A 20,837-nucleotide genomic window follows, 5' to 3' on the forward strand; every position below is an offset into this window, starting at 1 on the left:
ACATGACCAATTCTCACGACCAGACGAGCGCTACCACGCGGATCGAACGACACCACTACGACGTCGTCGTGATCGGCGCCGGCGGCGCCGGCCTGCGCGCGGCGATCGAGGCCCGCCTCGCCGGCAAGAAGACCGCGATCATCTCGAAGTCGCTCTTCGGCAAGGCGCACACGGTGATGGCCGAGGGCGGCGCCGCCGCCGCGATGGGGAACGTCAACAGCCGGGACAACTGGCAGGTGCACTTCCGCGACACCATGCGCGGCGGCAAGTTCCTCAACAACTTCCGGATGGCCGAGCTGCACGCGAAGGAGTCGCCGCAGCGCATCTGGGAGCTGGAGACGTACGGCGCGCTCTTCGACCGCACCAAGGACGGGAAGATCTCGCAGCGCAACTTCGGCGGCCACGAGTACCCCCGGCTGGCGCACGTCGGCGACCGCACCGGCCTGGAGCTGATCCGCACCCTCCAGCAGAAGATCGTGTCGCTGCAGCAGGAGGACAAGCGCGACCACGGCTCGTACGACGCCCGGATCAAGGTCTTCTCCGAGACCACCATCACCGAGCTGCTGCTCGACGGCGACCGGATCGCCGGCGCGTTCGGCTACTACCGGGAGTCCGGCGAGTTCATCCTCTTCGAGGCGCCGGCGGTGGTGCTGGCGACCGGCGGCGTCGGACGCTCCTACAAGGTCACCTCGAACTCCTGGGAATACACGGGCGACGGGCACGCGCTGGCCCTGCGGGCCGGCGCGACCCTGATCAACATGGAGTTCCTCCAGTTCCACCCGACCGGCATGGTCTGGCCGCCCTCGGTGAAGGGCATCCTGGTCACCGAGTCGGTGCGCGGCGACGGCGGCGTGCTGAAGAACTCCGACGGCAAGCGGTTCATGTTCGACTACGTCCCCGACGTCTTCCGCAAGCAGTACGCGGAGACCGAGGAGGAGGCGGACCGCTGGTACACCGACCCGGACAACAACCGGCGCCCGCCGGAGCTGCTGCCGCGCGACGAGGTGGCCCGGGCGATCAACAGCGAGGTCAAGGCCGGGCGGGGCACCCCCTCGGGCGGCGTGTTCCTCGACATCGCCTCCCGTAAGCCGGCGGAGGAGATCCGTCGCCGCCTGCCGTCGATGTACCACCAGTTCAAGGAGCTGGCCGACGTCGACATCACCAGGGAGCCGATGGAGGTCGGGCCCACCTGCCACTACGTGATGGGTGGCGTCGAGGTCGATCCCGACAGCGGGGCCGCGTTCGGCCACGTGCGGGGGCTCTTCGCGGCGGGCGAGGTCTCCGGCGGCATGCACGGCTCCAACCGGCTCGGCGGCAACTCCCTGTCCGACCTGCTGGTGTTCGGCAAGCGTGCCGGCGGCCACGCCGCCTCGTACGCCGACGGCCTGCCCGCGCGCCCGAAGGTGGGCATCGCCGACGTGGAGGCCGCGGTGGAGACGGCCCTCGCGCCGTTGCAGCGCGACACCGGCGAGAACCCGTACACCCTCCAGCAGGACCTCCAGGCGGTGATGGGGGATCTGGTCGGCATCATCCGCCGGGAGGGCGAGCTGGCGGACGCGCTGATCAGGCTGGCGGAGCTGCGGGAGCGGGTGGCGAAGGTCAGCGCGAGCGGCGGCCGGCGCTACAACCCGGGCTGGCACCTGGCGCTCGACCTGCGCAACATGCTGGTGGTCTCGGAGTGCACCGCGAAGGCGGCGCTGGAGCGGCGCGAGTCGCGCGGCGGGCACACCCGGGAGGACCACCCGGCGATGGACCCGGCGTGGCGCCGGGTCAACCTGGTCTGTGCCCTCGACGGCGACACGGTGCGGCTGGATCGCAAGCCGCTGCCGCGGATGCGCCCGGAGCTGATCGGCCTCTTCGACCGCGCGGAGCTGGCCAAGTACCTCACGGAGGAGGAGCTCGCCGAGTTCGACGCTTCCGCCGCCGACGTCGAGACCGAGAAGGAGCGCTGACGACATGGGTACCCAGGACTCTCCGGCGCCCGGCAAGCCGGGCGCGAAGCGCCAGTTCCGTATCTGGCGCGGCGACGAGACCGGCGGCGACCTGCAGGACTACGCGGTCGAGGTGAACGAGGGCGAGGTCGTCCTCGACGTCATCCACCGGCTCCAGGCGACGGAGGCCCCGGATCTGGCCTGCCGCTGGAACTGCAAGGCCGGCAAGTGCGGCTCCTGCTCCATGGAGATCAACGGCAAGCCGCGGCTGAGCTGCATGACCCGCATGTCGACCTTCACGGAGGACGAGACGGTCACGGTCACCCCGCTGCGCACGTTCCCCGTGATCCGGGACCTGGTCACCGACGTCTCGTTCAACTACGAGAAGGCCCGGGAGACGCCGGCGTTCGCGCCGCCGGCCGACCTGGCGCCCGGCGAGTACCGGATGCAGCAGGTCGACGTGGAACGCTCGCAGGAGTTCCGCAAGTGCATCGAGTGCTTCCTGTGCCAGAACGTCTGCCACGTCATCCGCGACCACGACGAGAACAAGCAGGCGTTCTCCGGGCCGCGGTACTTCATCCGGGCCGCCGAGCTGGACATGCACCCGCTGGACACGAACGCCGACCGCAAGGAGTACGCGCAGGCCGAGCAGGGCCTCGGGTTCTGCAACATCACCAAGTGCTGCACCGAGGTCTGCCCCGAGCACATCAAGATCACGGACAACGGCATCATCCCCATGAAGGAACGGGTCGTCGACCGCAGGTACGATCCCCTGGTGTGGCTTGGTAGCAAGATCTTCCGGAGGGGTCAGGTGCCTCAGACCATGGTGACCGGCGGGCACGTCAGCGGTGCCGTACGCGCCAGCGCGGCCCACGGTGGTGTGCACTCGCACGCCGGCGGCTCGCACGACCCGAAGGCCGAGAGGCAGGCGCAGCAGGGCGTCAACTGGGACCGCGAGGTGCCGAGGCCGACCGCCCCGGCCGTCGACGACCACGGCAAGCTGCCGCTGACGGAGCTCACGTTCGACCGGGCGGCGGCGCCGTCCCCGTTCGGCGACGACGTGACCTTCCCGCTACCCCCGGAGCACCTCAACTTCGCCCACCCGGAGCAGGACAAGCACTGAGCGCGCTGACGACGACGGGGGCCGCGGCTGATGCCGCCGGCCCCCGTCCCCTTTCCGCCCGGTTGCCCGCTTCCGTTCGGGTGTCGGCTCCCGTTCGGGTGTCGGCTTCCGTTCGGGTGTCGGCTCCCGTTCAGGGCGAGAGGATCGGCCGGAGGGCGGTGACGATGGGCGCGTCCGCGGGCAGCCACGTGACGGTCTCCAGCTCGTCGGCGGAGAGCCAGCGCAGCGCCGAGTGTTCCAGGGCCTGCGGCTGGTCGCCGTGCAGCAGGCGGGCCGCGTACACCTTGAGCACCCAGCGGCCGTGGGCCATCCGGACGTTGCGGCCGACCCGGTCGCCGATCTCCACGCGTACGGCCAGTTCCTCGGCGCACTCGCGGGCGAGCGCCGCGGTCTCGCTCTCGCCCGGCTCCACCTTGCCGCCGGGAAACTCCCACATGCCCGCCACCTCGGGCGGGGCGGAACGGGCGCAGGCGAGCACCCGGCCGTCCCTGATGATCGCCGCTCCGACGATCACCCTGAGGTCCCGTCGTTCGGCCTGCCCGCCGCCATTAGCCCGTTCGGTCCGCACGGGCGTCCAGCGTGCCAGATCAATCGGCGGTTTGGGTACCGTGGCCGACCGTCAGGGCAGGAGAACCCGGAAGTGTGGGCGTGGACACACCCAGGACGCGGCGACAGACTAGAGGCACCGACAAGACACGGGACGGCGACGATTTGGCCACAGGCCGGCAACGGCGCCTGGGAGGTGCGGTGATGCGCGCGCTGTTCAGCGGTCGATCCAAGCACGACTACCTCAGCGACGCCCTCACCCTCCTGACCGGTTGGATCCGTGAGGACGAACAGCTCCGACGGACCCTCGCCATCGACGACACGCAGCACGCGGCCCTCACCGAGCGGGTCAAGGTGATCGCCGACGCGCTGCGCCTGCGTCCGGAGATCACCCGCCGGGCGGACCAGACCCAGATCCGGGTGGGGCACGGCAACGCTCCGCTGACCGAGAGCGAGGTCCTGCTGGCCGCCCGCATCGAGGATGCCTTCCGCGCGGTCACCCAGCCCTGAGCCCCCGCCACCCGCCGTCGACGCGCCCGGTTTCCGGCGGTCGACGCGGCGGCGGATCGGATGAGAAGGGCCGGGGAAGCTGGTGTTTCCCTGAAAGGGACGCGGGTATCAGTCCGGTACGGGAGCAGACAACTGCCCCCGTACCGGACTGATCATCTGATATCGCACTTCTGGGAGCTGACATGACCACCCCCACCGTGAACCGCGCGACCGACCACGACGTCCGGCACACGCACCGGCCCGGCGACGAGACCAAGCCGTCCTGGAAGACCACGGAGCTGGCCGTCTACCTGCTCTCGGTGATCGGGGTGCTGATCGCCTCGAACGCCGTCGGCGACGGCGCCGCCGACAACGGCGGCGACTATTTCGCGGCCGACAAGGCCTGGTGGTACATCACCCTGCTGACCATCGGTTACCTCATCAGCCGCGGCCTGGCCAAGTCCGGCAGCCGCAGCCGCGACAACGACCCGCGCACCAACCGTTAGTCGCACCGCGCCCGAAGCCCCGCCCGCGTCCCCTCGATGCGCCGGCGGGGCTTCGCGGCGACGGCCCCCTCAGGCGGCGTCCTGGGGGTACCAGCGCAGTTCCACCGGGTTGCCGTCCGGGTCCCGCACGTAGACCGAGGTGGCGTCGCCGCGCGCCCCGAACCGGCCCACCGGGCCCTCGATCACCGCGAAGGCACCCGAGGCGAGCACCTGCGCCCAGTCCAGCGGCTCCACCACCAGGCAGAAGTGGTCGACGTTGGACTCCCCGCGGTGCCGGTGGACGAGGTCGATGATGGTTCCCGCGTCGACCCGTACCGAGGGGAACGGGACCTGCCCGGCCCGCCACTCGTCGACCCGCACCGGGGCCAGTCCGAGCAGGTCGCAGTAGAAGCCCAGCGCGCGTTCGACGTCTGTCACGTTGAGCACGAGGTGGTCGAAGCCCGTGACCCGCACCGCGCTCACCTCGCCTCCAGGGGGTGGGCCTGGCACAGCCAGTCGGTGAACGATGACGGGGCGGAGCTTCTCGCCGACCTCTCGCAGCGGGCGTCGAGGGCGGCCAGGTGGTCGGTGACTGTCGTGGTTTCCATGCCCCTCACGATCCCCCGGCGGGCGGGCCCGACCAAGACACGATCGCACTACCATCGTTGAGCCGGACTCAACGATGGGCGGGACGTGCTGGAACGACACGAGCTGGAGACCTTCCTGACCCTCGCCGAGGAGTTGCACTTCGGCCGGACGGCGCAGCGCCTGCGGGTGACCACCGGGCGGATCAGCCAGGTGGTCGGGAAGCTGGAACGCCGCGTCGGCGCCCCGCTCTTCGCCCGCACCAGCCGGGTCGTGCAGCTCACCCCGATCGGACGGCGGCTCGCCGACGACCTGGCGCCGCTGGTCGCCGGCATCGACGACGCCGTACGCCGGGCCGTCGATGCGGGGCGGGGCGTCACCGGGCGGTTGCGGGTCGCCTTCCTCGGCGAGTGGACCGCCCCGACGCTGCTCAGGGCCGTCGCCCTCTTCTCCCGACGCCACCCCGACTGCCGGGTCGAGGTGCGGGAGGCGCAGCTCCTCACCTCCCGGCAGAGCCTGCTCGACGGCTCCGTCGACGTCCTGCTGGCCGCGTACCCCTTCGACGGGATGGCCTGCGGGCCGGCGCTGACGCAGGAGCGGCGGTTGCTCGCGGTGCCCGCCGGGCACCCGCTGACCCGGGAGGAGTCCGTCTCCCTGGAGACGCTCGGCGACCACCCGGTGGTGCAGTACCCGGCCGTGACCTCGGCGGAGTTCAAGTGCGACCGCACCCCCGAGCGGACCCCGTCGGGGCGGCCGGTGCCGAAGGGGCCGGCGGGCAACACGTTCTCGGAGATGCTGACGCTTGTCGCGATGGGGCGGGGGGTGCTGCCGGTGGGCGAGCACACCCGCCGCTACCACCCGCGCCCCGACGTGGCGTACGTGCCGATCCACGACGCGCCACCGATCCGGCGTGGCCTGGTCTGGCGGGAGAGCAACGGCACGGCCCGGGTCCACGAGTTCGTCCGGGCCGCGACCGACGCGAACACGGCCTGACGGGCACCCGCCCCGTTTCCGCAGCCTTCCTCGTCCCCGCCCGCCGGCAGTGATCTCCGGTTGGCGCGCCCGGCCTACCGTGGGGACATGGCCAACCCGACGTACGACCGCAAGGAACAGTTCCAGCAGATCCAGAGCGGCCTGCTCCAGGGGGAACAGATCATCGCCGTCTACGACGCCGTCGGCACCGGCACCGGCTTCATCGGCCTGACCGACCGGCGCGTGATCATCCAGGACCGCTCCTTCGTCGGGAAGCGGTTCGCCATCACCAGCATCCCCTACTCGAAGGTCACCAGCGTCAGCGTGGTCAGCAACAAGTCGTGGGGCGGCTCGTTCTTCTCCACCGGGGCCATCGCGATCCACGTCGGCACGCACACCTACGAGGTGGAGTTCCGGGGCGCCGACAAGAGCCACCACGTGCACAACGTGATCCTGCACCACATCAGCTGAGCCAGCCGTAAAGCGGTTGCCGGTGCGGGTCGGCAGGCGATTGGGTGGGGGGCAGGTCGAGCGAACGGAGACGACGATGTCCGATGCGTCGAGGTCCGTCCAGGCAGGGACCCCACCCCACGGGATCGAGGCTTCGTGAGCACCTGCATCTGCACACCCCCTGCGCCGGAGCGCGCCGCCGACCGCACCACCCGGGGAGGCCGGTGATGTCTGTCTTCGACGATCCCGGTCTCTTCGGCCGGCTGTGGGCCGACACCTATGACGCCCCGGGCAACCCGGACCCGGCTCCGGCGGTCGACTTCCTCGCCGGGCTCGCCGACGGCGGCCCCGCCCTGGAGCTAGCCATCGGCACCGGCCGGGTCGCGCTGCCGCTCGCCGAGCGGGGCGTCGCCGTCGAGGGGGTCGAGGCGTCCCCGGAGATGGTGGCGAAGATGCGTGCCAAGCCCGGCGGCGACGACATCCCGGTCGTCATCGGGGACATGGCCGACGTGCCGGTCACCGGCGGCCCCTACCGGCTGGCATACCTGGTCTTCAACACCCTGTTCAACCTGGTCGACAGCGAGCGGCAGGCGGCCTGCTTCCGCAACGTCGCGCGGGTGCTCGCGCCGGGCAGTGCGTTCGTCATCGAGACGTTCGTGCCGGACCCGGCCGACTTCGACCGGGACGAGCAGGTCCAGATGCGGTCCGTGACCGAGGATTCGGCCACCATCCGTCTGCACCAGTACGACCGGGCGGCGCAGACGTTCGTCCGGCAGACCATCATGTTCGACCGGGACGGTGTGCACCTGCGTCCCTTCGCGATGCGTTATCTCTGGCCGGAGCAGATTGACGAGTTGGCGGAGCGGGCCGGCCTGCGGCTCGCCGAGCGGTATGCCGACTGGCACCGGTCGCCCTTCGTGGCGGACAGCCCCGCGCACATCTCGGTCTACCGCACCCGGTAGGGCGCACCCGGCGGCACGCGGGGCGGCTAATCCGGCCGCTGCTCCCCCGCTGTCGTGACCCGGGAAGGGCGGGGCAGTTCGGCGGCGCGTTCCAGCAGGGCCCGCCGTTCGGCGCCGGAGTGCGCCTCGGCCGCCCGCCGGAACAGCTCGGCGGCCCGGTGGTGGTCGCCCTGCCGGGCGAGCTGGTCCGCCTCCACGGCGAGCGCCGACGGGTACGCGTCGAGTGCCCCGTCGCGGCGGGCCACGGCGAGCAGCGCCAGCCCCGCCGCCGGCCCGTACGCGTAGCCGTGCGCGACCGCCCGGTTCAGCGCCACCACCGGCGACGGCTGCAGTGCCACCAACCGGTCGTACCCCTCGGCCACCGCGACCCAGTCGGTGGCCGCGGCCGAGGCGGCGGTGGCGTGGCACGCGGCGATGCGGGCCTGGAGGGCGTACGGGCCGTCCGCCGTGATCCTCGTCAGGATGCCGACGCCCTCGGCGATGGCGGCGTGGTCCCAGCGGGTGCGGTCCTGCCGGTCGAGGGTGAGCAGGTTGCCGTCGCGATCGCGCCGGGCGTCGCGCCGGGAGTGCTGGAGCAGGAAGAGGGCCAGCAGGGCGGCCACCTCGGGCTGGGCCGGCATCAGCCGGTCGAGCAACCGCGCCAGGCGGATCGCCTCCTCGGCGAAGGCAGGCTCGCCGTCGGCGTCGTAGCCCCGGGTGAAGAGCAGGTAGAGCACGGCGAGAACGCCGGGCAGCCGCTCGGCGAGCGCCGGCCCGCCGGGCACCCGGTAGGGGATGCCGGCGGCGGCGATCCTCGCCCTGGCCCGGGTGAGTCGCCGAGTCATGGTCGACTCGCTGACCAGGAAGGCCCGCGCGATGTCGACGGTCGGCACCCCACAGACCGTACGCAGCGTCAGGGCGACCCGCGCCGCCAACGCCAGGGCCGGGTGGCAGCAGGTGAAGACGAGCCGCAGCCGGTCGTCCACGATCTCCCCCTCCCCCGGTACCCCGGGTTCCGGCTCGACCACCGGCCCCGGCCCGGTCAGCGCGAGGACGGCCAGTTCGCGCAGCTTGCGCCGCTCCACCGAGGCCCGCCGGAGCACGTCGACCGCGCGGTTGCGGGCCACCGTCATCAACCAGCCGCCCGGGTTGGCGGGCACACCCTCGGCCGGCCACCGGGTCAGCGCGAGCGCCGACGCCTCCTGGGCGCAGTCCTCGGCCAGGGTCCAGTCGCCGGTCACCCGGATCAGCGTCGCGACGATCCGGGCGTACGACCCGGCGCTCGCGGTGGCGACGGCCGCCGCCACCGCGAGCGGGTCGGCGGGGCTGTCAGCCATCCAGGCGGGCGACCGGACGCAGTTCGAGCCGTCCCTCGCGGGCCATCGGGTGGGTGCGCGCCACCTCGATCGCCTCGTCCAGGTCGGCGCACTCCAGCAGGTCGAAGCCCACGATCACCTCCTTGGTCTCGGCGAACGGGCCGTCGGAGAGCAGCAGCTCCCCGTTGCGGACGCGGACAGTGGTGGCCGCCGACGTCTCCGCGAGCGCGTCGCCCGTCAGCCGTCGGCCCCGCGCGTCGTTCTCCGCGACCCACGCCTCGATGTCCGGCCAGTCGGTCCGGTCGGTGTCCGGTTCGCTGTCGCTGCAGACGAGCATCAGGTACTTCATTCGGCGCTCCTCGGTGTCGGGTCGTCACCAGGATGACGAACGGGCCGCCGGGTTCCGGACACGTCGCGCCGGGAAACCTCGTCGATCCGCCACGAGCGCTCAGCCTTCGCGCCGCCAGAACTGGCGGGGCGCGAAGCCCTCGCGTCGCAGCCAGTGTTCGGTGTAGACGATGCGCTCCGCCTCGACGACCACAAGGGTGTCCCGGGGCGGCTCGGCGAGCGACCTGCCGCGCTCGACGTGTTCGTTCTCCCAGCGGAACGCCGCCCAGTGCCGCGCCCGGTCAGGATCATCCGGGGCGAGCACCCGGGCCGTGCCGAAGACCTGTGCCCCACGGCTGCTGGCCAGGCCGACCAGCGGAGCGAAGATCCCGACCGACACCCTCGGGTCGGCGGCGAGGTTGCGCATCTTCGGCGACCTCGGCGCGGTGGTGAACAGCACCGCGAAGCCCAGCGGGTAGTAGCGCACCGGCGTGGCGATCGGCCCGTCCGGGCCGGCGGTGGCGAGGACGCACATGTTCTGCGACGACAGCAGGTTGAGGATGCGCTCCTCCAGGCGGTCGCGGGGCAGGCGGCCGGTGGGCGTGGGTCCGGACAGCCACGGGTTCGTCGATGGCATCCTCACCTCACTGTTGGTCGAGCAGGAACGGCACGTCCGGGCAGCTCAGGCACGCGAAGACACGCAGCGCACCGTGCCGGCCGACGACCACCCCGGTCGCCTCGTCCGGGTCGCCGTCCGACGGCGGCGGCTGCCACCGCGCGGCGCCCCGCTCCCAGGAGTCGACGACGAGGGTCAGCGTGGTGGGGCCGGCGCAGCGGGGGCACGGCGTCGGGCGCGGGTCCGTGAGGCTCCAGTTGGCGTAGCCGCCGACCTTCCAGCCGGGCGCCATGAAGGTGGCGACGTAGTCGGCCGCCTCCTCCTCGGCCTCCTCCTCGGCCTCCTCGTCGGCCTCCTCGTCGTCCTCGTCGTCGTCCTCGTCGACCAGCCGCCGCAGGTCGTCCGGCAGCTCGTCGGGGTACGGATACTCGACGACCTGCTCCGGGTGCAGCCGGCATGGCCGGGGCACATACCTGTCGGTGCCGACCTCGCCGCGCGGCGGTTCCGCGAGGAGGTCGGTCAGCTCCGCCTCCCGCCGCCAACGCAGCCGCACCGTCGGGCCCCACGGGGCCTCGGAGTGCTCGAACGGGCACCACAGCACCTGCAACAGGTCCGCACCGCCGGGGCGGGGAAGGTCGGGTATGTCCGCGGCGCGCAGTTGCGCCAGCGCGACCATCGGGTTGGGCACGGGATGCGGTCGCGGCACGTACCGGTGGCCGAAGAGGGGGCCGTCGTTGCGTGAGCCCCAGCCACTGAAACCGGGCCCGACCAGGGCGGCGATCTCCCGGTGCAGATCGAGTTCGTCGTCGGTCAGGACGTTCGCCCGCGTGCGCCCGCGCTCCGCCGTCCTCATCCGGGTCGCCAGGTCCGCCGGGATCGGCACCTCCTCGTGGACCATGTACGGCACGTCGCAGGTGGGCCACGGCTCGTCGGCCGGCCAGCGCAGGGGCCCGCCGACGTGGCTGTCGGCGGGCGTGACCGCCCCGGGTCTCGGGTGCAGCCGGGTCGTCGTGCGGCCGAGCCGTTCCAGCCCGGGATAGCGGGCGAGCGCCTCGGGCGGCAGGGGCGCAGTGATCATGGCGAGATCATAGGAGGCCGGCCGGCCGCCCGTGGCCCGCGTGCCGCTGCGGCTACCGTCCCACCCATGACCGTGCTCCGCTCCATCCTGCTCTTCGTGCTGGCCGCGCTGTTCGAGATCGGCGGGGCCTGGCTCGTGTGGCAGGGCTGGCGCGAGAACCGGGGGCTGCTCTGGGTGGCGGCCGGGGTCATCGCCCTCGGTTGCTACGGCTTCGTCGCGACCTTCCAGCCCGATCCGAACTTCGGCCGCATCCTGGCCGCGTACGGCGGCGTCTTCGTCGCCGGCTCCCTGGCCTGGGGCATGCTCGTCGACAGGTTCCGCCCCGACCGCTACGACATCGTCGGCGCGGCCATCTGCCTGGTCGGGGTCGCCATCATCATGTACGCCCCACGCGCCGACTGATCGGCGTCAGGCGGTCGCCTGAGCGATGGCGCGGCCGGCCTGGCGGCCGGAGAAGATGCACCCGCCGAGGAAGGTGCCCTCCAGGGAGCGGTACCCGTGCATCCCGCCCCCGCCGAATCCGCTCGCCTCGCCGGCGGCGTACAGGCCGGGGACCGGGGTCGCGTCGGGGTCGAGCACCCGCCCCGACAGGTCGGTGTGCAGGCCACCGAGGGTCTTACGGGTGATCACGTGCAACCGGACGGCGATGAGCGGGCCGGCCTTCGGGTCGAGGATCCGGTGCGGGGTGGCCGTACGCACCAGCCTGTCGCCACGGTAGCGGCGGGCGTTGTGGATGGCGGCGACCTGGCCGTCCTTGGTGAACGCGTTGGCCAGCTCCCGGTCGCGGGCGACGACCTCGCGCCGGATGTCCTCGACGTCGAGCAGGGGCGTGCCGGTCAGCGCGTTCATGCCGGCGACCAACTCGTCGAGGGTGTCGGCGACGACGAAGTCCGCGCCGTGCTGCTTGAACGCCTCGACGGGTGCGGGCGCGCCGGGACGGATGCGGCCGAGGGTCTGCCGGACGGACTTGTTGGTCAGGTCGGGGTTCTGCTCAGAGCCGGAGAGCGCGAACTCCTTCTCGATGATCTTCTGGGTGAGCACGAACCAGCTGTGGTCGTGGCCGGTGGCCCGCAGGTGCGCCAGCGTGCCGAGGGTGTCGAACCCCGGATACAGCGGCCCGGGCAGCCGCTTGCCGGTGGCGTCGAACCACAGCGAGGAGGGCCCCGGCAGGATGCGGATGCCGTGCCCGGCCCAGACGGGGTTCCAGTTCTGCACCCCCTCGACGTAGTGCCACATCCGGTCGGGGTTGACGACATTGCCGCCGGCGTCCTGGGTGATCCGCAGCATCCGCCCGTCCACGTGGGCGGGAACGCCGGTGATCATGTGCTCGGGGGCGGTGCCGAGCCGGGCCGGCCAGTTCCTTCGGACCAGGTCGTGGTCGGCGCCGATGCCGCCGGAGGACACCAGGACGGCCTGGGCGGCCAACGCGAAGTCGCCGACCACCGTACGGCTGCTGGCCACTCCGCGAGCGGCGTCGCTGGGCTCCAGGACGGCACCGCGTACGCCGGTCACCGTGCCGTCGGTCACGACGAGTTCGTCGACGCGGTGCCGGAACGCGAGGGTGACCAGGCCCTTCGCCACCGCGTCGCGGACCCGGCGGGCGAACGGCGCGACGACCCCCGGCCCGGTGCCCCAGGTGATGTGGAAACGCGGGACCGAGTTGCCATGCCCGGTGGCCCCGTACCCGCCGCGCTCGGCCCAGCCGACCACCGGGAAGAGCCGGACGCCCCGGGCGTGCAGCCAGGGCCGCTTCTCCCCGGCTGCGAAGTCCACGTACGCCTCGGCCCACCGGCGCGGCCACTCGTCCTCGGGCCGGTCGAACCCGGCCGTACCCAGCCAGTCCTGCAGGGCCAGCTCGCGCGAGTCCCGGATGCCCATCCGGCGCTGCTCCGGCGAGTCGACGAGGAACAGGCCGCCGAAGGACCAGAACGCCTGCCCGCCCAGGTTGGCCTCGGGCTCCTGGTCGAGCAGGATCACCCGGCGGCCCGCGTCCGCGAGTTCGGCGGTGGCGACCAGCCCGGCCAGCCCGGCCCCGACAACGATCACGTCTGCGTCCATGACAGGCACTCTCCCCACCGTCGTGTTCGCTGGCGATCCGGGACCGCAGCGGATGAGGACGCATCCTGCCACCCGATTGCGAGAAGTATTCATTGGCCTGCCGGGACGGGTGGCCGCCCGGCGGGAGGTAGCGTCGCGCCATGCGCCTGAAGTTCGGCCGCCCCGACCTGGCCGCGTACGCCGATCGGTTCGACGTGCCGCCGGCGGCGGCGGACCTCGGCGTCACGTTCCTCGGCGTCTCCAGCCTGCTGTTCGACGACGGCGACACGGCGGTGCTGACCGACGGGTTCTTCTCCCGGCCGTCCCTGCTCAGGGTCGCCCTCGGCCGGCTCGCACCCGACGACGCCCGCATCGGCTCCGCGCTCGCCCGGCTGGGACTCGACCACGGGGGCCGCCGCCTGGCCGCCGTGATCCCCGTGCACACGCACTTCGACCACGTCCTGGACTCCGCGACCGTCGCCCTACGCACCGGCGCGGTGCTCGCCGGCGGCCGATCGGCGGTCAACGCCGGCCGGGGAGCCGGCCTCGCCGACGACCGCATCCGCGTCGTCACCCCACACGAGCCGATGACCCTGGGCACCTTCACGCTCACGTTCGTCGAGTCGGAGCACTGCCCACCGGATCGGTTCCCCGGCGAAATCACCGCGCCCGTGGTGCCCCCGGCCCGGGCGTCCGCCTACCGCTGCGGCGAGGCCTGGTCGGTGCTCGTCGCGCACGCGGGCGGCCGGAGCGCCCTGGTCCAGGGCAGCGCCGGCTACCGGCCAGGCGCGCTCGACGGGCACCGGGCGGAGGTCGCCTACCTGGGCGTCGGTCAGCTCGGCCGGCAGGACGAGCGGTACCTGCGGTCGTACTGGGCCGAGACCGTGCGCGCCGTCGGGGCGCGGCGCGTGGTCCTCGTCCACTGGGACGACTTCTTCCGCCCGCTCGACCGGCCGCTGCGCGCCCTGCCGTACGCGGGCGACGACCTCGACGTCACCATGCGGGTCCTCGGTCGACTGGCCCATCAGGACGGGATCGCGCTGCACCTGCCGACGCTGTGGCGCCGGGAGGATCCCTGGGTGGGCCTGCGGTGACCCGACCGACCCGGCGACCGTCGCCGTAGGCCGCTGTCGGGTCGCCGCCCGCCACCCGGTCGCTCCCACAGGTGGGGCAACGGCGGGCGGGCCGGGACCGTACCGTCTTCGCCATGTCGCAAGCTGGCAACGCCGGGACCGGCCGCACCGGCCGGCTGGACCGACGTCGTGATCTGGCCGGATGGTTGCTGACCCCGCTCGTCACCCTCCTGGTGACTCCGGTGCTGGCCGGCTGCACCGCGATGGTCGCCCTGCTCGGCGCCGATCAGCCGCCGGCCCTGTGCGAGCAGGTACGCCCCGAGAACGGCTGCGAGGAGGCGACGCTGACCCTGCTGGGCGCGCACCTGGTGGTTGCCGCCGGAATGTGGCTGTTGCTCTGGCTGCTGCCCTGGTGGCGCGGTCTGCGCGTGCCGCGCGTCCTGCTGGCCGTCGTCGCGGCCGGCGTCGTCATCGCTGTGCCGCTGCGGATGGCCGGCTGAGGGCCGGGCGAGCCGTGCCGGGTCGTGCGCGGTGCGGCGGTGACCTACTCGCTGCACCGCCCTCACGACGGAGGGCCAACCCGTTCGAACTGGGCAGACGTTCCGGGGATCAGACGTTGAAGCGGAACTCCACGACGTCGCCGTCCTGCATGACGTACTCCTTGCCCTCGATCCGGACCTTGCCGGCGGCCTTGGCCGCCGCCATCGAGCCGGCCGCGACCAGGTCGCCGAAGGAGACCACCTCGGCCTTGATGAAGCCGCGCTGGAAGTCGGAGTGGATGACGCCTGCGGCCTCCGGTGCGGTCGCGCCGACCGGGATGGTCCAGGCGCGCGCCTCCTTGGGGCCGGCGGTGAGGTACGTCTGGAGCCCGAGCGTGCGGAACCCGATCCGGACGAGCTGGTCCAGGCCCGGCTCGGACTGCCCGATCGACTCCAGCAGCTCGCGGGCCTCGTCCTCGGGCAGGTCCACCAACTCGGATTCGATCTTGGCGTCCATGAAGACGGCCTCGGCGGGGGCGACCAGGGCGCGCAGCTCGTCGAGGAACGCGGCGTTGCCCAGCTCGGCCTCGTCGACGTTGAAGACGTACAGGAAGGGCTTGGTGGTGAGCAGGTGCAGCTCGCGCAGGTGCTCCAGCTCGATGCCCGCGGCCTTGGCGCCCGTGTAGAGGGTGACGCCGGTGTCGAGCAGCTCGACGGCGCGCTTGGCGGCGGCCACGGCGGCGGCCCGGTCCTTGCGGAGCTTGGCTTCCTTCTCGATGCGGGGCAGCGCCTTCTCCAGGGTCTGGAGGTCGGCGAGGATCAGCTCGGTGTTGATCGTCTCGATGTCGTCGGCCGGTGAGACCTTGCCGTCGACGTGCACCACGTTCGGGTCGGAGAAGGCGCGGACGACCTGGCAGATCGCCGAGGCGTCGCGGATGTTCGCCAGGAAGGCGTTGCCCCGACCCTGCCCCTTCGAGGCGCCGCGCACCAGGCCGGCGATGTCGACGAACGACACCGGGGCGGGCAGCACCTTCTGCGAGCTGAATATCTCGGCGAGCTTCTGCAGCCGCTCGTCCGGCAGCCCGACGACGCCGACGTTGGGCTCGATCGTGGCGAACGGGTAGTTCGCCGCGAGCACGTCGTTCTTGGTCAGCGCGTTGAACAGGGTGCTCTTGCCGACGTTGGGCAGGCCGACGATGCCGATGGTGAGACTCACGACGGGCCAGCTTACGCCGATGCCGTCCCGCCCCGGGCACGCGGTGCGGTACGCCAACCAGATCTTGGCGGGAAACGGCCCCCGGAGGGGCACAGACCCACCAAGATCCTTCGGAGCCGAAGATCCGTCGGCAGCCCCCGGAGGGGCTCCGGGAGGGGCTCCGGGAGGGGCTCCGGGAGGGGCTCCGGGAGGGGCTCCGGGAGGGGCTCCGGGAGGGGCTCCGGGAGGGGCTCCGGGAGGGGCTCCGGGAGGGGCGGGTCAGGGGAGCAGGCGGGGGCCGATCGGGGTCTCCCGCACACTGCCGTCCGGGCCGCGGCTGACCTCGTACGCCGAGACACCCGGCCGGTCCGCGACGGCCTCGACCAGCCGCTCGCCCCGGTAGAGCAGGCCGGTGCCGTCGTCGGTGCAGTGCGCGGTCGGCAGCGTGCCGTCGCCGACCAGCCGGTGCATCAGCGGCCGACGCTGACCCTCGCTGTCGTAGTGCACGCCGTTGCCGTAGGGCAGCCAGCCCAACCCGTCGGTGAAGCCGCGCAGGTCGGTGCCGAAGCTGTCGGTCGCCCCACCGGCGTGCCAGCAGATCGAGCCGGCGGAGACGCCGCCGAGCACCACGCCGGACTCCCAGCACTCACGCAGGATCTCGCCGAGGCCGTGCACCCGCCACACCGCGCAGAGGTTGGCGACGCTGCCGCCGCCCACCCAGACGACGTCCTGGGCGAGCAGGTGCGCGCGCACGTCGTCGACGTTGGGCATCGGGAACAGCGCCAGGTGCGTCATCCGGAACCGGCTGCCGGCGAACGCCTCGTAGACCCGGGTCAGCGTGGCCGGCTGGTCCCCCTCGGCCTGGTTGAGGAAGCAGATCCTCGGCTCCGGCCCGGCCTCGGCCAGCTCGGCGGCCAGGTCGAAGACGGGGTTGACCCGCCGCACCCCGCCCTCGTGGCGCGGCGCGTAGATGCCCATGCTGGTGGCGAGGATGGTCGGTTCGCTGGCAGGCACGGTCGTCCTTCCGTCGGGGTCGGCGGTGCCCATCCTGCCCCGGCCCGCCGGCCGGTCAGTCGCGGGGCCCGGCCTGACGGGGGACGACCGCCTCGATGCGCAGGGTCCCGGGGGCCAGCTCCCCGGCGCCGGCCAGCGGCAGGGTGAACCGGGCCTCCGCGGCGGGACCGGCCGCGTACGACTCGCGCAGCATCCAGCGCACCTCGTCGGCCGTCCAGCCCAGCCCGCCCCGGCCGGCGATCTCCCGGACCAGGCGCAACCCCACCCGGGTGTCGTCGTCGTAGAACCGCATGCACCAGTGGTGCACCCACATGCCCAACGCGCGGACGCCGTCAGCGTCGAGCGAGCGCACGAGCCGGCCGCAGGCGGTGTCGCCGAACGCGCGCCCCGGGTCACCGGCCCGGTCCCGTTCGATCGCGCCGACGGCGGCCGGGGCGACCGCCCGCATCCGGTCGTAGAAGCCCTGCACCACCGCGCCGTCCAGCGGAGGGTGCCCGTCCCGTGTCGACGCCGCTTCCCGACCCGCCACGCTCGCCATGACCGCGCCCCTTCTTGAGTTGGTGGCCGGACGGTACCGGCCCCAACCGACACTTTCCGCGCCGGACGTCCCGTTCGCACCCGCACGGCCAGGTCCGATTCCCGCCAGCCCGGGGCTCCGGGCAGGAGCATCATCGGTGGTGTGGAGTTGAACTTCGAGCGGTGCTACCGGGCGGTCGACAGCCGCGACCAACGATTCGACGGCTGGTTCTACACAGGTGTCACGTCGACCGGGATCTACTGCCGGCCGTCCTGCCCGGCGACGACCCCGAAGCGGCAGAACGTCCGGTTCTTCCCCTCGGCCGCCGCCGCCCAGACGGCCGGCCTGCGGGCCTGCCGGCGCTGCCGCCCGGACGCCGCGCCGGGCTCCCCCCAGTGGGACGTCCGGGCCGACGTGGTGGGCCGGGCGATGCGACTGATCGGCGACGGGGTCGTCGACCGCGACGGCATCCCGGGGCTGGCCGCCCGGCTCGGCTACACCGAGCGGCACCTGCACCGCATGCTGCGGGCCGAGCTGGGCGCCGGTCCGCTGGCCCTGGCACGGGCGCAACGCGCGCACACCGCCCGCACCCTGATCGAGACCACCGGGCTGGGCATGGCGGAGGTCGCGTTCGCTGCCGGCTTCGGCAGCGTCCGGCAGTTCAACGACACGGTCCGGGAGGTGTTCGGCACCGCCCCGTCCGAGCTGCGCGCCGCCCGCCGCAGCCCCGCTCCGACAGGGGCGGGCACGATCACGCTGCGGCTCGCGTACCGCCCGCCGTTGCACGCGCAGGCGCTGCTGGGCTTCCTCGCGCTGCGCGCGCTGCCCGGCGTCGAGGAGGTACGCGACGGGACGTACCGGCGGGGTCTGCGGCTGCCGCACGGCGCGGGCGAGGCGGCCCTGACCCCGGCGGACGGGCACGTCACGGCGACGCTGCGGCTGACCGACATGCGCGACCTCGCCCCGGCGGTGGCCCGCTGCCGCCGCCTGCTCGACCTCGACGCCGATCCGACGGCCGTCGACGGCGCCCTCGCCGCCGACCCCGCGCTGGCCGGGGCGGTCGCCGCCGAGCCGGGCATCCGGCTCCCCCGCTCGGTCGACGGCTTCGAGATGGTGGTGCGCGCGATCGTCGGCCAGCAGGTCTCCGTCCGCTCCGCCCGCACCACCCTCACCCGGCTCCTGACCCACCTCGCCCGGCCATCCCGCCCCGGCCCCGCAGGTGCCGGCCAGGAGGTCCTGGGCAGCGCTCCACCGGACCGCGAGCCTCCCGGTCGACCGGCCGAGGGGGTGGAGGGAACGGGCGGGTGGTTGCGGGGGTTCCCCACCGCCGAGGAGGTGGCGGGGGTGCCGGACGAGGTGTTCGGGATGCCGGCGGGGCGGCGGGAGACCATCCGGGGACTGGCGCGGGCCGTCGCCGACGGGTCGCTCGACCTGGCCCCCGGCGGGGACCGCGAGGAGACCGTCCGGCGGTTGCTGGCGCTGCCCGGCGTCGGGCCGTGGACCGCGGGCTACGTCGCGATGCGCGCCCTCGGCGACCCGGACGTCCTCCTCCCCACCGACCTCGCCGTGCGCCGGGGCGCCGCCGCCCTCGACCTGCCGGACGACCCGAAGACCCTCGACACGTACGCCGACCGCTGGCGCCCCTGGCGCTCGTACGCGGTGATCCGACTCTGGAGAGCAGCATGAGCATGAACGACAGCACCGTCATCGACACCCCCGCCGGCCCGCTCAGCATCATGGTCGGCCCGGACGGCGCCGTCCGGGCGGCGGGCTTCACGGGCGACCCGGAGAGCCTGCTCCCCCTGGTGCACCCGAGCATGCGGGCGCCGCTGCGGCACCGGGCCGACCTCGGCCCCGTCAGCGCCGCCGTGGCGGCCTACCTGGACGGCGAGCTGACCGCGATCGACGCCGTGCCGGTGCGGCAGCACACGCAGGGCGCGTTCATGGGGCACGCCTGGCAGGTGCTGCGCGAGGTGAAGCCGGGCGACCCGGTGACCTACACCGCGTACGCGGGGCTGGCCGGGCGGCCCGCCGCCGTACGCGCCGCGGCGGCGGCCTGCGCCCGTAACGCCGCCGCCCTCTTCGTCCCCTGCCACCGGGTGCTGCGCACCGACGGGACGCTCGGCGGCTACCGCTGGGGGCTGGACGTGAAGCGGTGGCTGCTCGGTCACGAGCGGCGCTGACGGAGGGGGCCGCCGCGCGGCGGTCACCAGCCGCGCAGCAGGCGCAGACCGAGGAGGAAGGCGACGACGGCGGGGCCGGCCAGCAGGGTGATCGCCTGGAGGCGGTACGGCATCCGGTGCCGGGTCAGCTCCACCGCGTTGCCCAGCACGATCATCCCGGCCAGCATCAGGAACGCGCCCCACATCGGGGCGGCCCCCACGTCGACCAGCCCGACGCGGTCCAGTTGGAGCGTCCCGCCCAGCAGCAGTGCGCCGGCCAACGCCAGCAGGGAGACGGCCCGGTGCAGCCCCCGGGCCAGCGGGTGGACCAGCCGCCAGTGGTAGGTGCCGGCGACGGCCAGGCAGGGTAGGACGACCATCAGGGGCCAGCCCCGCCCGAACACGCCGAACATCAGCAACGCGCCGACCGTGAACACCAGCACGCCGAGGCAGGCCACCACGTAGCCGGCGAAGGCCCGCCCGCCGTCGCGGGCCAGCAGCGGCCCCCCGGCGGCGGCGATCAGCGCGCCCGGGATCAGCACGAAGCTCGCCCACCAGTGGAAGTGCCCGCTGGACTGGGCGGTCGTGGTGGTCGCCGCCGCCGCCAGCCCGGCCACCGCCAGGCTGATCATCCGGTGCCGGCCAGCACCCGGATCGGACTCTCGCGCCATCAACAGCCCCGTCTCCACACTCACCCCGTCAGCCTCGCAAGGCCGCCCGGCCCGGTCCATCCGGGCAGCCCTACCTTCGCGGGTCGGGCCACCCGGAGAACCGTCGCGGGTGGGATCAGCTCGTCTCGCCGGCCACGCTGAACGAGCGGAGCCGGTCGATCGCGAGCACGGTGAAGCCAACGCTGATCAGCACGCTCATCACCGCCGCCACCGGCACCGACACGTCACCCTGCAACAACCCGGTGGGGGCGATCCGGTCGGCGAGGGTGATCACGTACTGCTGGATGGAGAGCACCTTGGTGCCGCTGACGACGCTGCCCAGCAGCCCCTCCCAGATCAGCACGTAGACCAGGCCGAGCAGCACCGGCCGGCGGGTGAGCAGGCTGAGCGCCAGGAACAGCGCCGAGTACGCCAGCGCACCGACCGCCGACGCGACGGCGAGCGCCAGGCCGAGGCGTACGGAGTCGGCGAGCACGCCCGCCACGTAGAGCGGGACGGCGACGGTGACCGCGGTGACGGCGGTGGCCACCGCCAGCTTGGGCAGCACGATCTGCCAACGCGGCAGCGGCTTGGTCAGGATGTGCACGACGGTGCCGTCGTCGATCTCGGCCCCCAGCACGCCGGTGCCGACGATCAGGGCGACCACCGGGAGCACCACGGCCAGGCCGAGGCCGACCAGCACCGGCGGGCCCCACTCGCCCGGGTCCACGCCGAGCGACCGGGAGAGCACGGCCAGCAGCACCAGCACCGCGGGCAGCGGCAGCAGCAGGAGGAACCGGCGACGCCCGAACAGCCCCCGCACGGTGATCCAGGAAACGGTAGACATGGGT

Annotated in this window: 25 protein-coding genes; 12 read left to right on the top strand and 13 right to left on the bottom strand. The window is 73.2% G+C overall.

Translation table 11 applies throughout. The features are described 5' to 3' along the window. The first annotated feature begins 2 nt into the window (after nt 1-2). Both ACQ452_RS24170 and ACQ452_RS24175 read left to right on the top strand, forming a co-directional pair. Nucleotides 3-1,952 (top strand): fumarate reductase/succinate dehydrogenase flavoprotein subunit, encoded by a 1,950-nt coding sequence (locus ACQ452_RS24170; protein WP_433387561.1) that lies wholly within the window; start codon nt 3-5, stop codon nt 1,950-1,952. A 4-nt stretch (nt 1,953-1,956) separates the two neighbouring features. After that, nucleotides 1,957-3,054: a succinate dehydrogenase/fumarate reductase iron-sulfur subunit gene (locus tag ACQ452_RS24175; RefSeq protein ID WP_433387563.1), complete on the top strand. Its 1,098-nt coding sequence runs from the start codon at nt 1,957-1,959 to the stop codon at nt 3,052-3,054. A gap of 130 nt (nt 3,055-3,184) precedes the next feature. On the opposite strand, the gene ACQ452_RS24180 is transcribed toward ACQ452_RS24175, so the two are convergent. Beyond that, the gene (locus tag ACQ452_RS24180) at nt 3,185-3,622 is read right to left on the bottom strand and encodes a (deoxy)nucleoside triphosphate pyrophosphohydrolase (RefSeq protein ID WP_433387564.1); all 438 of its coding nucleotides are present in this window, start codon (nt 3,620-3,622) and stop codon (nt 3,185-3,187) included. 182 nt (nt 3,623-3,804) lie between these two features. Here ACQ452_RS24180 and ACQ452_RS24185 point away from each other — a divergent pair, with 182 nt between their 5' ends. Continuing rightward, nucleotides 3,805-4,110, top strand: a complete 306-nt coding sequence (locus ACQ452_RS24185; protein ID WP_433387566.1) for a 4a-hydroxytetrahydrobiopterin dehydratase — start codon at nt 3,805-3,807, stop codon at nt 4,108-4,110. Between the two features lie 182 nt (nt 4,111-4,292). Next, complete coding sequence (locus tag ACQ452_RS24190; protein ID WP_433387567.1) at nt 4,293-4,595, top strand: hypothetical protein; 303 nt, start codon at nt 4,293-4,295, stop codon at nt 4,593-4,595. 69 nt (nt 4,596-4,664) lie between these two features. Here the strand turns inward: ACQ452_RS24190 and ACQ452_RS24195 are convergent, their stop codons facing one another. Further along, a complete protein-coding gene (locus tag ACQ452_RS24195) occupies nt 4,665-5,057 on the bottom strand; it encodes a VOC family protein (protein WP_433387569.1) in 393 nt (130 codons plus the stop codon). Then, on the bottom strand, nt 5,054-5,182 hold the full coding sequence (locus ACQ452_RS24200; protein WP_433387571.1) for a hypothetical protein: 129 nt from the start codon (nt 5,180-5,182) through the stop codon (nt 5,054-5,056). Before ACQ452_RS24200 ends, ACQ452_RS24195 begins: the two co-directional genes overlap by 4 nt. Nucleotides 5,183-5,267: 85 nt before the next feature. On the opposite strand from ACQ452_RS24200, the gene ACQ452_RS24205 reads away from it, so the two are divergent. From ACQ452_RS24205 to ACQ452_RS24215, 3 genes are all read left to right on the top strand, one after another. Beyond that, entirely contained in the window at nt 5,268-6,152 is an 885-nt protein-coding gene (locus ACQ452_RS24205) for a LysR family transcriptional regulator (RefSeq protein ID WP_433387572.1), read from the top strand. A gap of 87 nt (nt 6,153-6,239) precedes the next feature. Beyond that, entirely contained in the window at nt 6,240-6,602 is a 363-nt protein-coding gene (locus ACQ452_RS24210; protein ID WP_433387574.1) for a PH domain-containing protein, read from the top strand. A 206-nt stretch (nt 6,603-6,808) separates the two neighbouring features. Beyond that, nucleotides 6,809-7,543 carry a class I SAM-dependent methyltransferase gene (locus tag ACQ452_RS24215; RefSeq protein ID WP_433387576.1) on the top strand — a complete coding sequence of 245 codons (735 nt, stop codon included), beginning with the start codon at nt 6,809-6,811 and terminating at the stop codon, nt 7,541-7,543. 26 nt (nt 7,544-7,569) lie between these two features. On the opposite strand, the gene ACQ452_RS24220 is transcribed toward ACQ452_RS24215, so the two are convergent. The 4 genes from ACQ452_RS24220 to ACQ452_RS24235 all read right to left on the bottom strand — a co-directional run bounded on the left by ACQ452_RS24220 (nt 7,570) and on the right by ACQ452_RS24235 (nt 10,859). After that, nucleotides 7,570-8,859 (bottom strand): RNA polymerase sigma factor, encoded by a 1,290-nt coding sequence (locus ACQ452_RS24220; protein WP_433387577.1) that lies wholly within the window; start codon nt 8,857-8,859, stop codon nt 7,570-7,572. Further along, complete coding sequence (locus ACQ452_RS24225; RefSeq protein WP_433387579.1) at nt 8,852-9,187, bottom strand: YciI family protein; 336 nt, start codon at nt 9,185-9,187, stop codon at nt 8,852-8,854. The genes ACQ452_RS24220 and ACQ452_RS24225 overlap by 8 nt, the downstream gene beginning before the upstream one ends. A gap of 99 nt (nt 9,188-9,286) precedes the next feature. Further along, nucleotides 9,287-9,802, bottom strand: coding sequence for a pyridoxamine 5'-phosphate oxidase family protein (locus ACQ452_RS24230; RefSeq protein ID WP_433387580.1), 516 nt, complete (start codon nt 9,800-9,802; stop codon nt 9,287-9,289). A gap of 7 nt (nt 9,803-9,809) precedes the next feature. Continuing rightward, the gene (locus ACQ452_RS24235) at nt 9,810-10,859 is read right to left on the bottom strand and encodes a hypothetical protein (protein ID WP_433387582.1); all 1,050 of its coding nucleotides are present in this window, start codon (nt 10,857-10,859) and stop codon (nt 9,810-9,812) included. Nucleotides 10,860-10,925: 66 nt separating this feature from the next. Here ACQ452_RS24235 and ACQ452_RS24240 point away from each other — a divergent pair, with 66 nt between their 5' ends. Beyond that, a complete protein-coding gene (locus tag ACQ452_RS24240) occupies nt 10,926-11,261 on the top strand; it encodes a YnfA family protein (protein WP_433387583.1) in 336 nt (111 codons plus the stop codon). A gap of 6 nt (nt 11,262-11,267) precedes the next feature. On the opposite strand, the gene ACQ452_RS24245 is transcribed toward ACQ452_RS24240, so the two are convergent. Beyond that, complete coding sequence (locus ACQ452_RS24245; protein ID WP_433387584.1) at nt 11,268-12,917, bottom strand: FAD-binding dehydrogenase; 1,650 nt, start codon at nt 12,915-12,917, stop codon at nt 11,268-11,270. A 140-nt stretch (nt 12,918-13,057) separates the two neighbouring features. On the opposite strand from ACQ452_RS24245, the gene ACQ452_RS24250 reads away from it, so the two are divergent. After that, nucleotides 13,058-13,990, top strand: a complete 933-nt coding sequence (locus tag ACQ452_RS24250; RefSeq protein ID WP_433387586.1) for an MBL fold metallo-hydrolase — start codon at nt 13,058-13,060, stop codon at nt 13,988-13,990. 113 nt (nt 13,991-14,103) lie between these two features. Continuing rightward, a complete protein-coding gene (locus ACQ452_RS24255; protein ID WP_433387587.1) occupies nt 14,104-14,469 on the top strand; it encodes a hypothetical protein in 366 nt (121 codons plus the stop codon). A 109-nt stretch (nt 14,470-14,578) separates the two neighbouring features. Here ACQ452_RS24255 and ychF read toward each other — a convergent pair whose 3' ends face one another. From ychF to ACQ452_RS24270, 3 genes are all read right to left on the bottom strand, one after another. After that, nucleotides 14,579-15,664 (bottom strand): redox-regulated ATPase YchF, encoded by a 1,086-nt coding sequence (ychF, locus tag ACQ452_RS24260; protein WP_433387588.1) that lies wholly within the window; start codon nt 15,662-15,664, stop codon nt 14,579-14,581. A 258-nt stretch (nt 15,665-15,922) separates the two neighbouring features. Beyond that, nucleotides 15,923-16,690, bottom strand: coding sequence for a Type 1 glutamine amidotransferase-like domain-containing protein (locus ACQ452_RS24265; protein ID WP_433387590.1), 768 nt, complete (start codon nt 16,688-16,690; stop codon nt 15,923-15,925). A gap of 22 nt (nt 16,691-16,712) precedes the next feature. Continuing rightward, nucleotides 16,713-17,195 carry a hypothetical protein gene (locus ACQ452_RS24270; protein ID WP_433387592.1) on the bottom strand — a complete coding sequence of 161 codons (483 nt, stop codon included), beginning with the start codon at nt 17,193-17,195 and terminating at the stop codon, nt 16,713-16,715. Nucleotides 17,196-17,336: 141 nt separating this feature from the next. On the opposite strand from ACQ452_RS24270, the gene ACQ452_RS24275 reads away from it, so the two are divergent. Next, nucleotides 17,337-18,860: a DNA-3-methyladenine glycosylase 2 family protein gene (locus ACQ452_RS24275; protein ID WP_433387594.1), complete on the top strand. Its 1,524-nt coding sequence runs from the start codon at nt 17,337-17,339 to the stop codon at nt 18,858-18,860. After that, nucleotides 18,857-19,357: a methylated-DNA--[protein]-cysteine S-methyltransferase gene (locus ACQ452_RS24280; protein ID WP_433387595.1), complete on the top strand. Its 501-nt coding sequence runs from the start codon at nt 18,857-18,859 to the stop codon at nt 19,355-19,357. Before ACQ452_RS24275 ends, ACQ452_RS24280 begins: the two co-directional genes overlap by 4 nt. 23 nt (nt 19,358-19,380) lie before the next feature. Here ACQ452_RS24280 and ACQ452_RS24285 read toward each other — a convergent pair whose 3' ends face one another. Then, nucleotides 19,381-20,031: a hypothetical protein gene (locus tag ACQ452_RS24285; RefSeq protein WP_433387597.1), complete on the bottom strand. Its 651-nt coding sequence runs from the start codon at nt 20,029-20,031 to the stop codon at nt 19,381-19,383. A 91-nt stretch (nt 20,032-20,122) separates the two neighbouring features. Next, a complete protein-coding gene (locus ACQ452_RS24290) occupies nt 20,123-20,833 on the bottom strand; it encodes an ABC transporter permease subunit (RefSeq protein ID WP_433387598.1) in 711 nt (236 codons plus the stop codon). Between the last annotated feature and the right edge of the window lie 4 nt (nt 20,834-20,837).

The organism is Micromonospora sp. KLBMP9576 (assembly GCF_050941805.1).
In the GTDB taxonomy this organism is placed as follows: domain Bacteria; phylum Actinomycetota; class Actinomycetes; order Mycobacteriales; family Micromonosporaceae; genus Micromonospora.

What these genes read in the sequence shown, in the direction of transcription:
- ACQ452_RS24230 (WP_433387580.1), bottom strand. Translation starts at nt 9,802, where the DNA reads ATGCCATCGACGAACCCGTGGCTGTCCGGACCCACGCCCACCGGCCGC.
- ACQ452_RS24255 (WP_433387587.1), top strand. Translation starts at nt 14,104, where the DNA reads ATGTCGCAAGCTGGCAACGCCGGGACCGGCCGCACCGGCCGGCTGGAC.
- ACQ452_RS24220 (WP_433387577.1), bottom strand. Translation starts at nt 8,859, where the DNA reads ATGGCTGACAGCCCCGCCGACCCGCTCGCGGTGGCGGCGGCCGTCGCC.
- ACQ452_RS24245 (WP_433387584.1), bottom strand. Translation starts at nt 12,917, where the DNA reads ATGGACGCAGACGTGATCGTTGTCGGGGCCGGGCTGGCCGGGCTGGTC.
- ACQ452_RS24250 (WP_433387586.1), top strand. Translation starts at nt 13,058, where the DNA reads ATGCGCCTGAAGTTCGGCCGCCCCGACCTGGCCGCGTACGCCGATCGG.
- ACQ452_RS24290 (WP_433387598.1), bottom strand. Translation starts at nt 20,833, where the DNA reads ATGTCTACCGTTTCCTGGATCACCGTGCGGGGGCTGTTCGGGCGTCGC.
- ACQ452_RS24190 (WP_433387567.1), top strand. Translation starts at nt 4,293, where the DNA reads ATGACCACCCCCACCGTGAACCGCGCGACCGACCACGACGTCCGGCAC.
- ACQ452_RS24175 (WP_433387563.1), top strand. Translation starts at nt 1,957, where the DNA reads ATGGGTACCCAGGACTCTCCGGCGCCCGGCAAGCCGGGCGCGAAGCGC.
- ACQ452_RS24270 (WP_433387592.1), bottom strand. Translation starts at nt 17,195, where the DNA reads ATGGCGAGCGTGGCGGGTCGGGAAGCGGCGTCGACACGGGACGGGCAC.
- ACQ452_RS24225 (WP_433387579.1), bottom strand. Translation starts at nt 9,187, where the DNA reads ATGAAGTACCTGATGCTCGTCTGCAGCGACAGCGAACCGGACACCGAC.
- ACQ452_RS24265 (WP_433387590.1), bottom strand. Translation starts at nt 16,690, where the DNA reads ATGGGCACCGCCGACCCCGACGGAAGGACGACCGTGCCTGCCAGCGAA.
- ACQ452_RS24280 (WP_433387595.1), top strand. Translation starts at nt 18,857, where the DNA reads ATGAGCATGAACGACAGCACCGTCATCGACACCCCCGCCGGCCCGCTC.
- ACQ452_RS24215 (WP_433387576.1), top strand. Translation starts at nt 6,809, where the DNA reads ATGTCTGTCTTCGACGATCCCGGTCTCTTCGGCCGGCTGTGGGCCGAC.
- ACQ452_RS24235 (WP_433387582.1), bottom strand. Translation starts at nt 10,859, where the DNA reads ATGATCACTGCGCCCCTGCCGCCCGAGGCGCTCGCCCGCTATCCCGGG.
- ACQ452_RS24185 (WP_433387566.1), top strand. Translation starts at nt 3,805, where the DNA reads ATGCGCGCGCTGTTCAGCGGTCGATCCAAGCACGACTACCTCAGCGAC.
- ACQ452_RS24200 (WP_433387571.1), bottom strand. Translation starts at nt 5,182, where the DNA reads ATGGAAACCACGACAGTCACCGACCACCTGGCCGCCCTCGACGCCCGC.
- ACQ452_RS24240 (WP_433387583.1), top strand. Translation starts at nt 10,926, where the DNA reads ATGACCGTGCTCCGCTCCATCCTGCTCTTCGTGCTGGCCGCGCTGTTC.
- ACQ452_RS24170 (WP_433387561.1), top strand. Translation starts at nt 3, where the DNA reads ATGACCAATTCTCACGACCAGACGAGCGCTACCACGCGGATCGAACGA.
- ACQ452_RS24210 (WP_433387574.1), top strand. Translation starts at nt 6,240, where the DNA reads ATGGCCAACCCGACGTACGACCGCAAGGAACAGTTCCAGCAGATCCAG.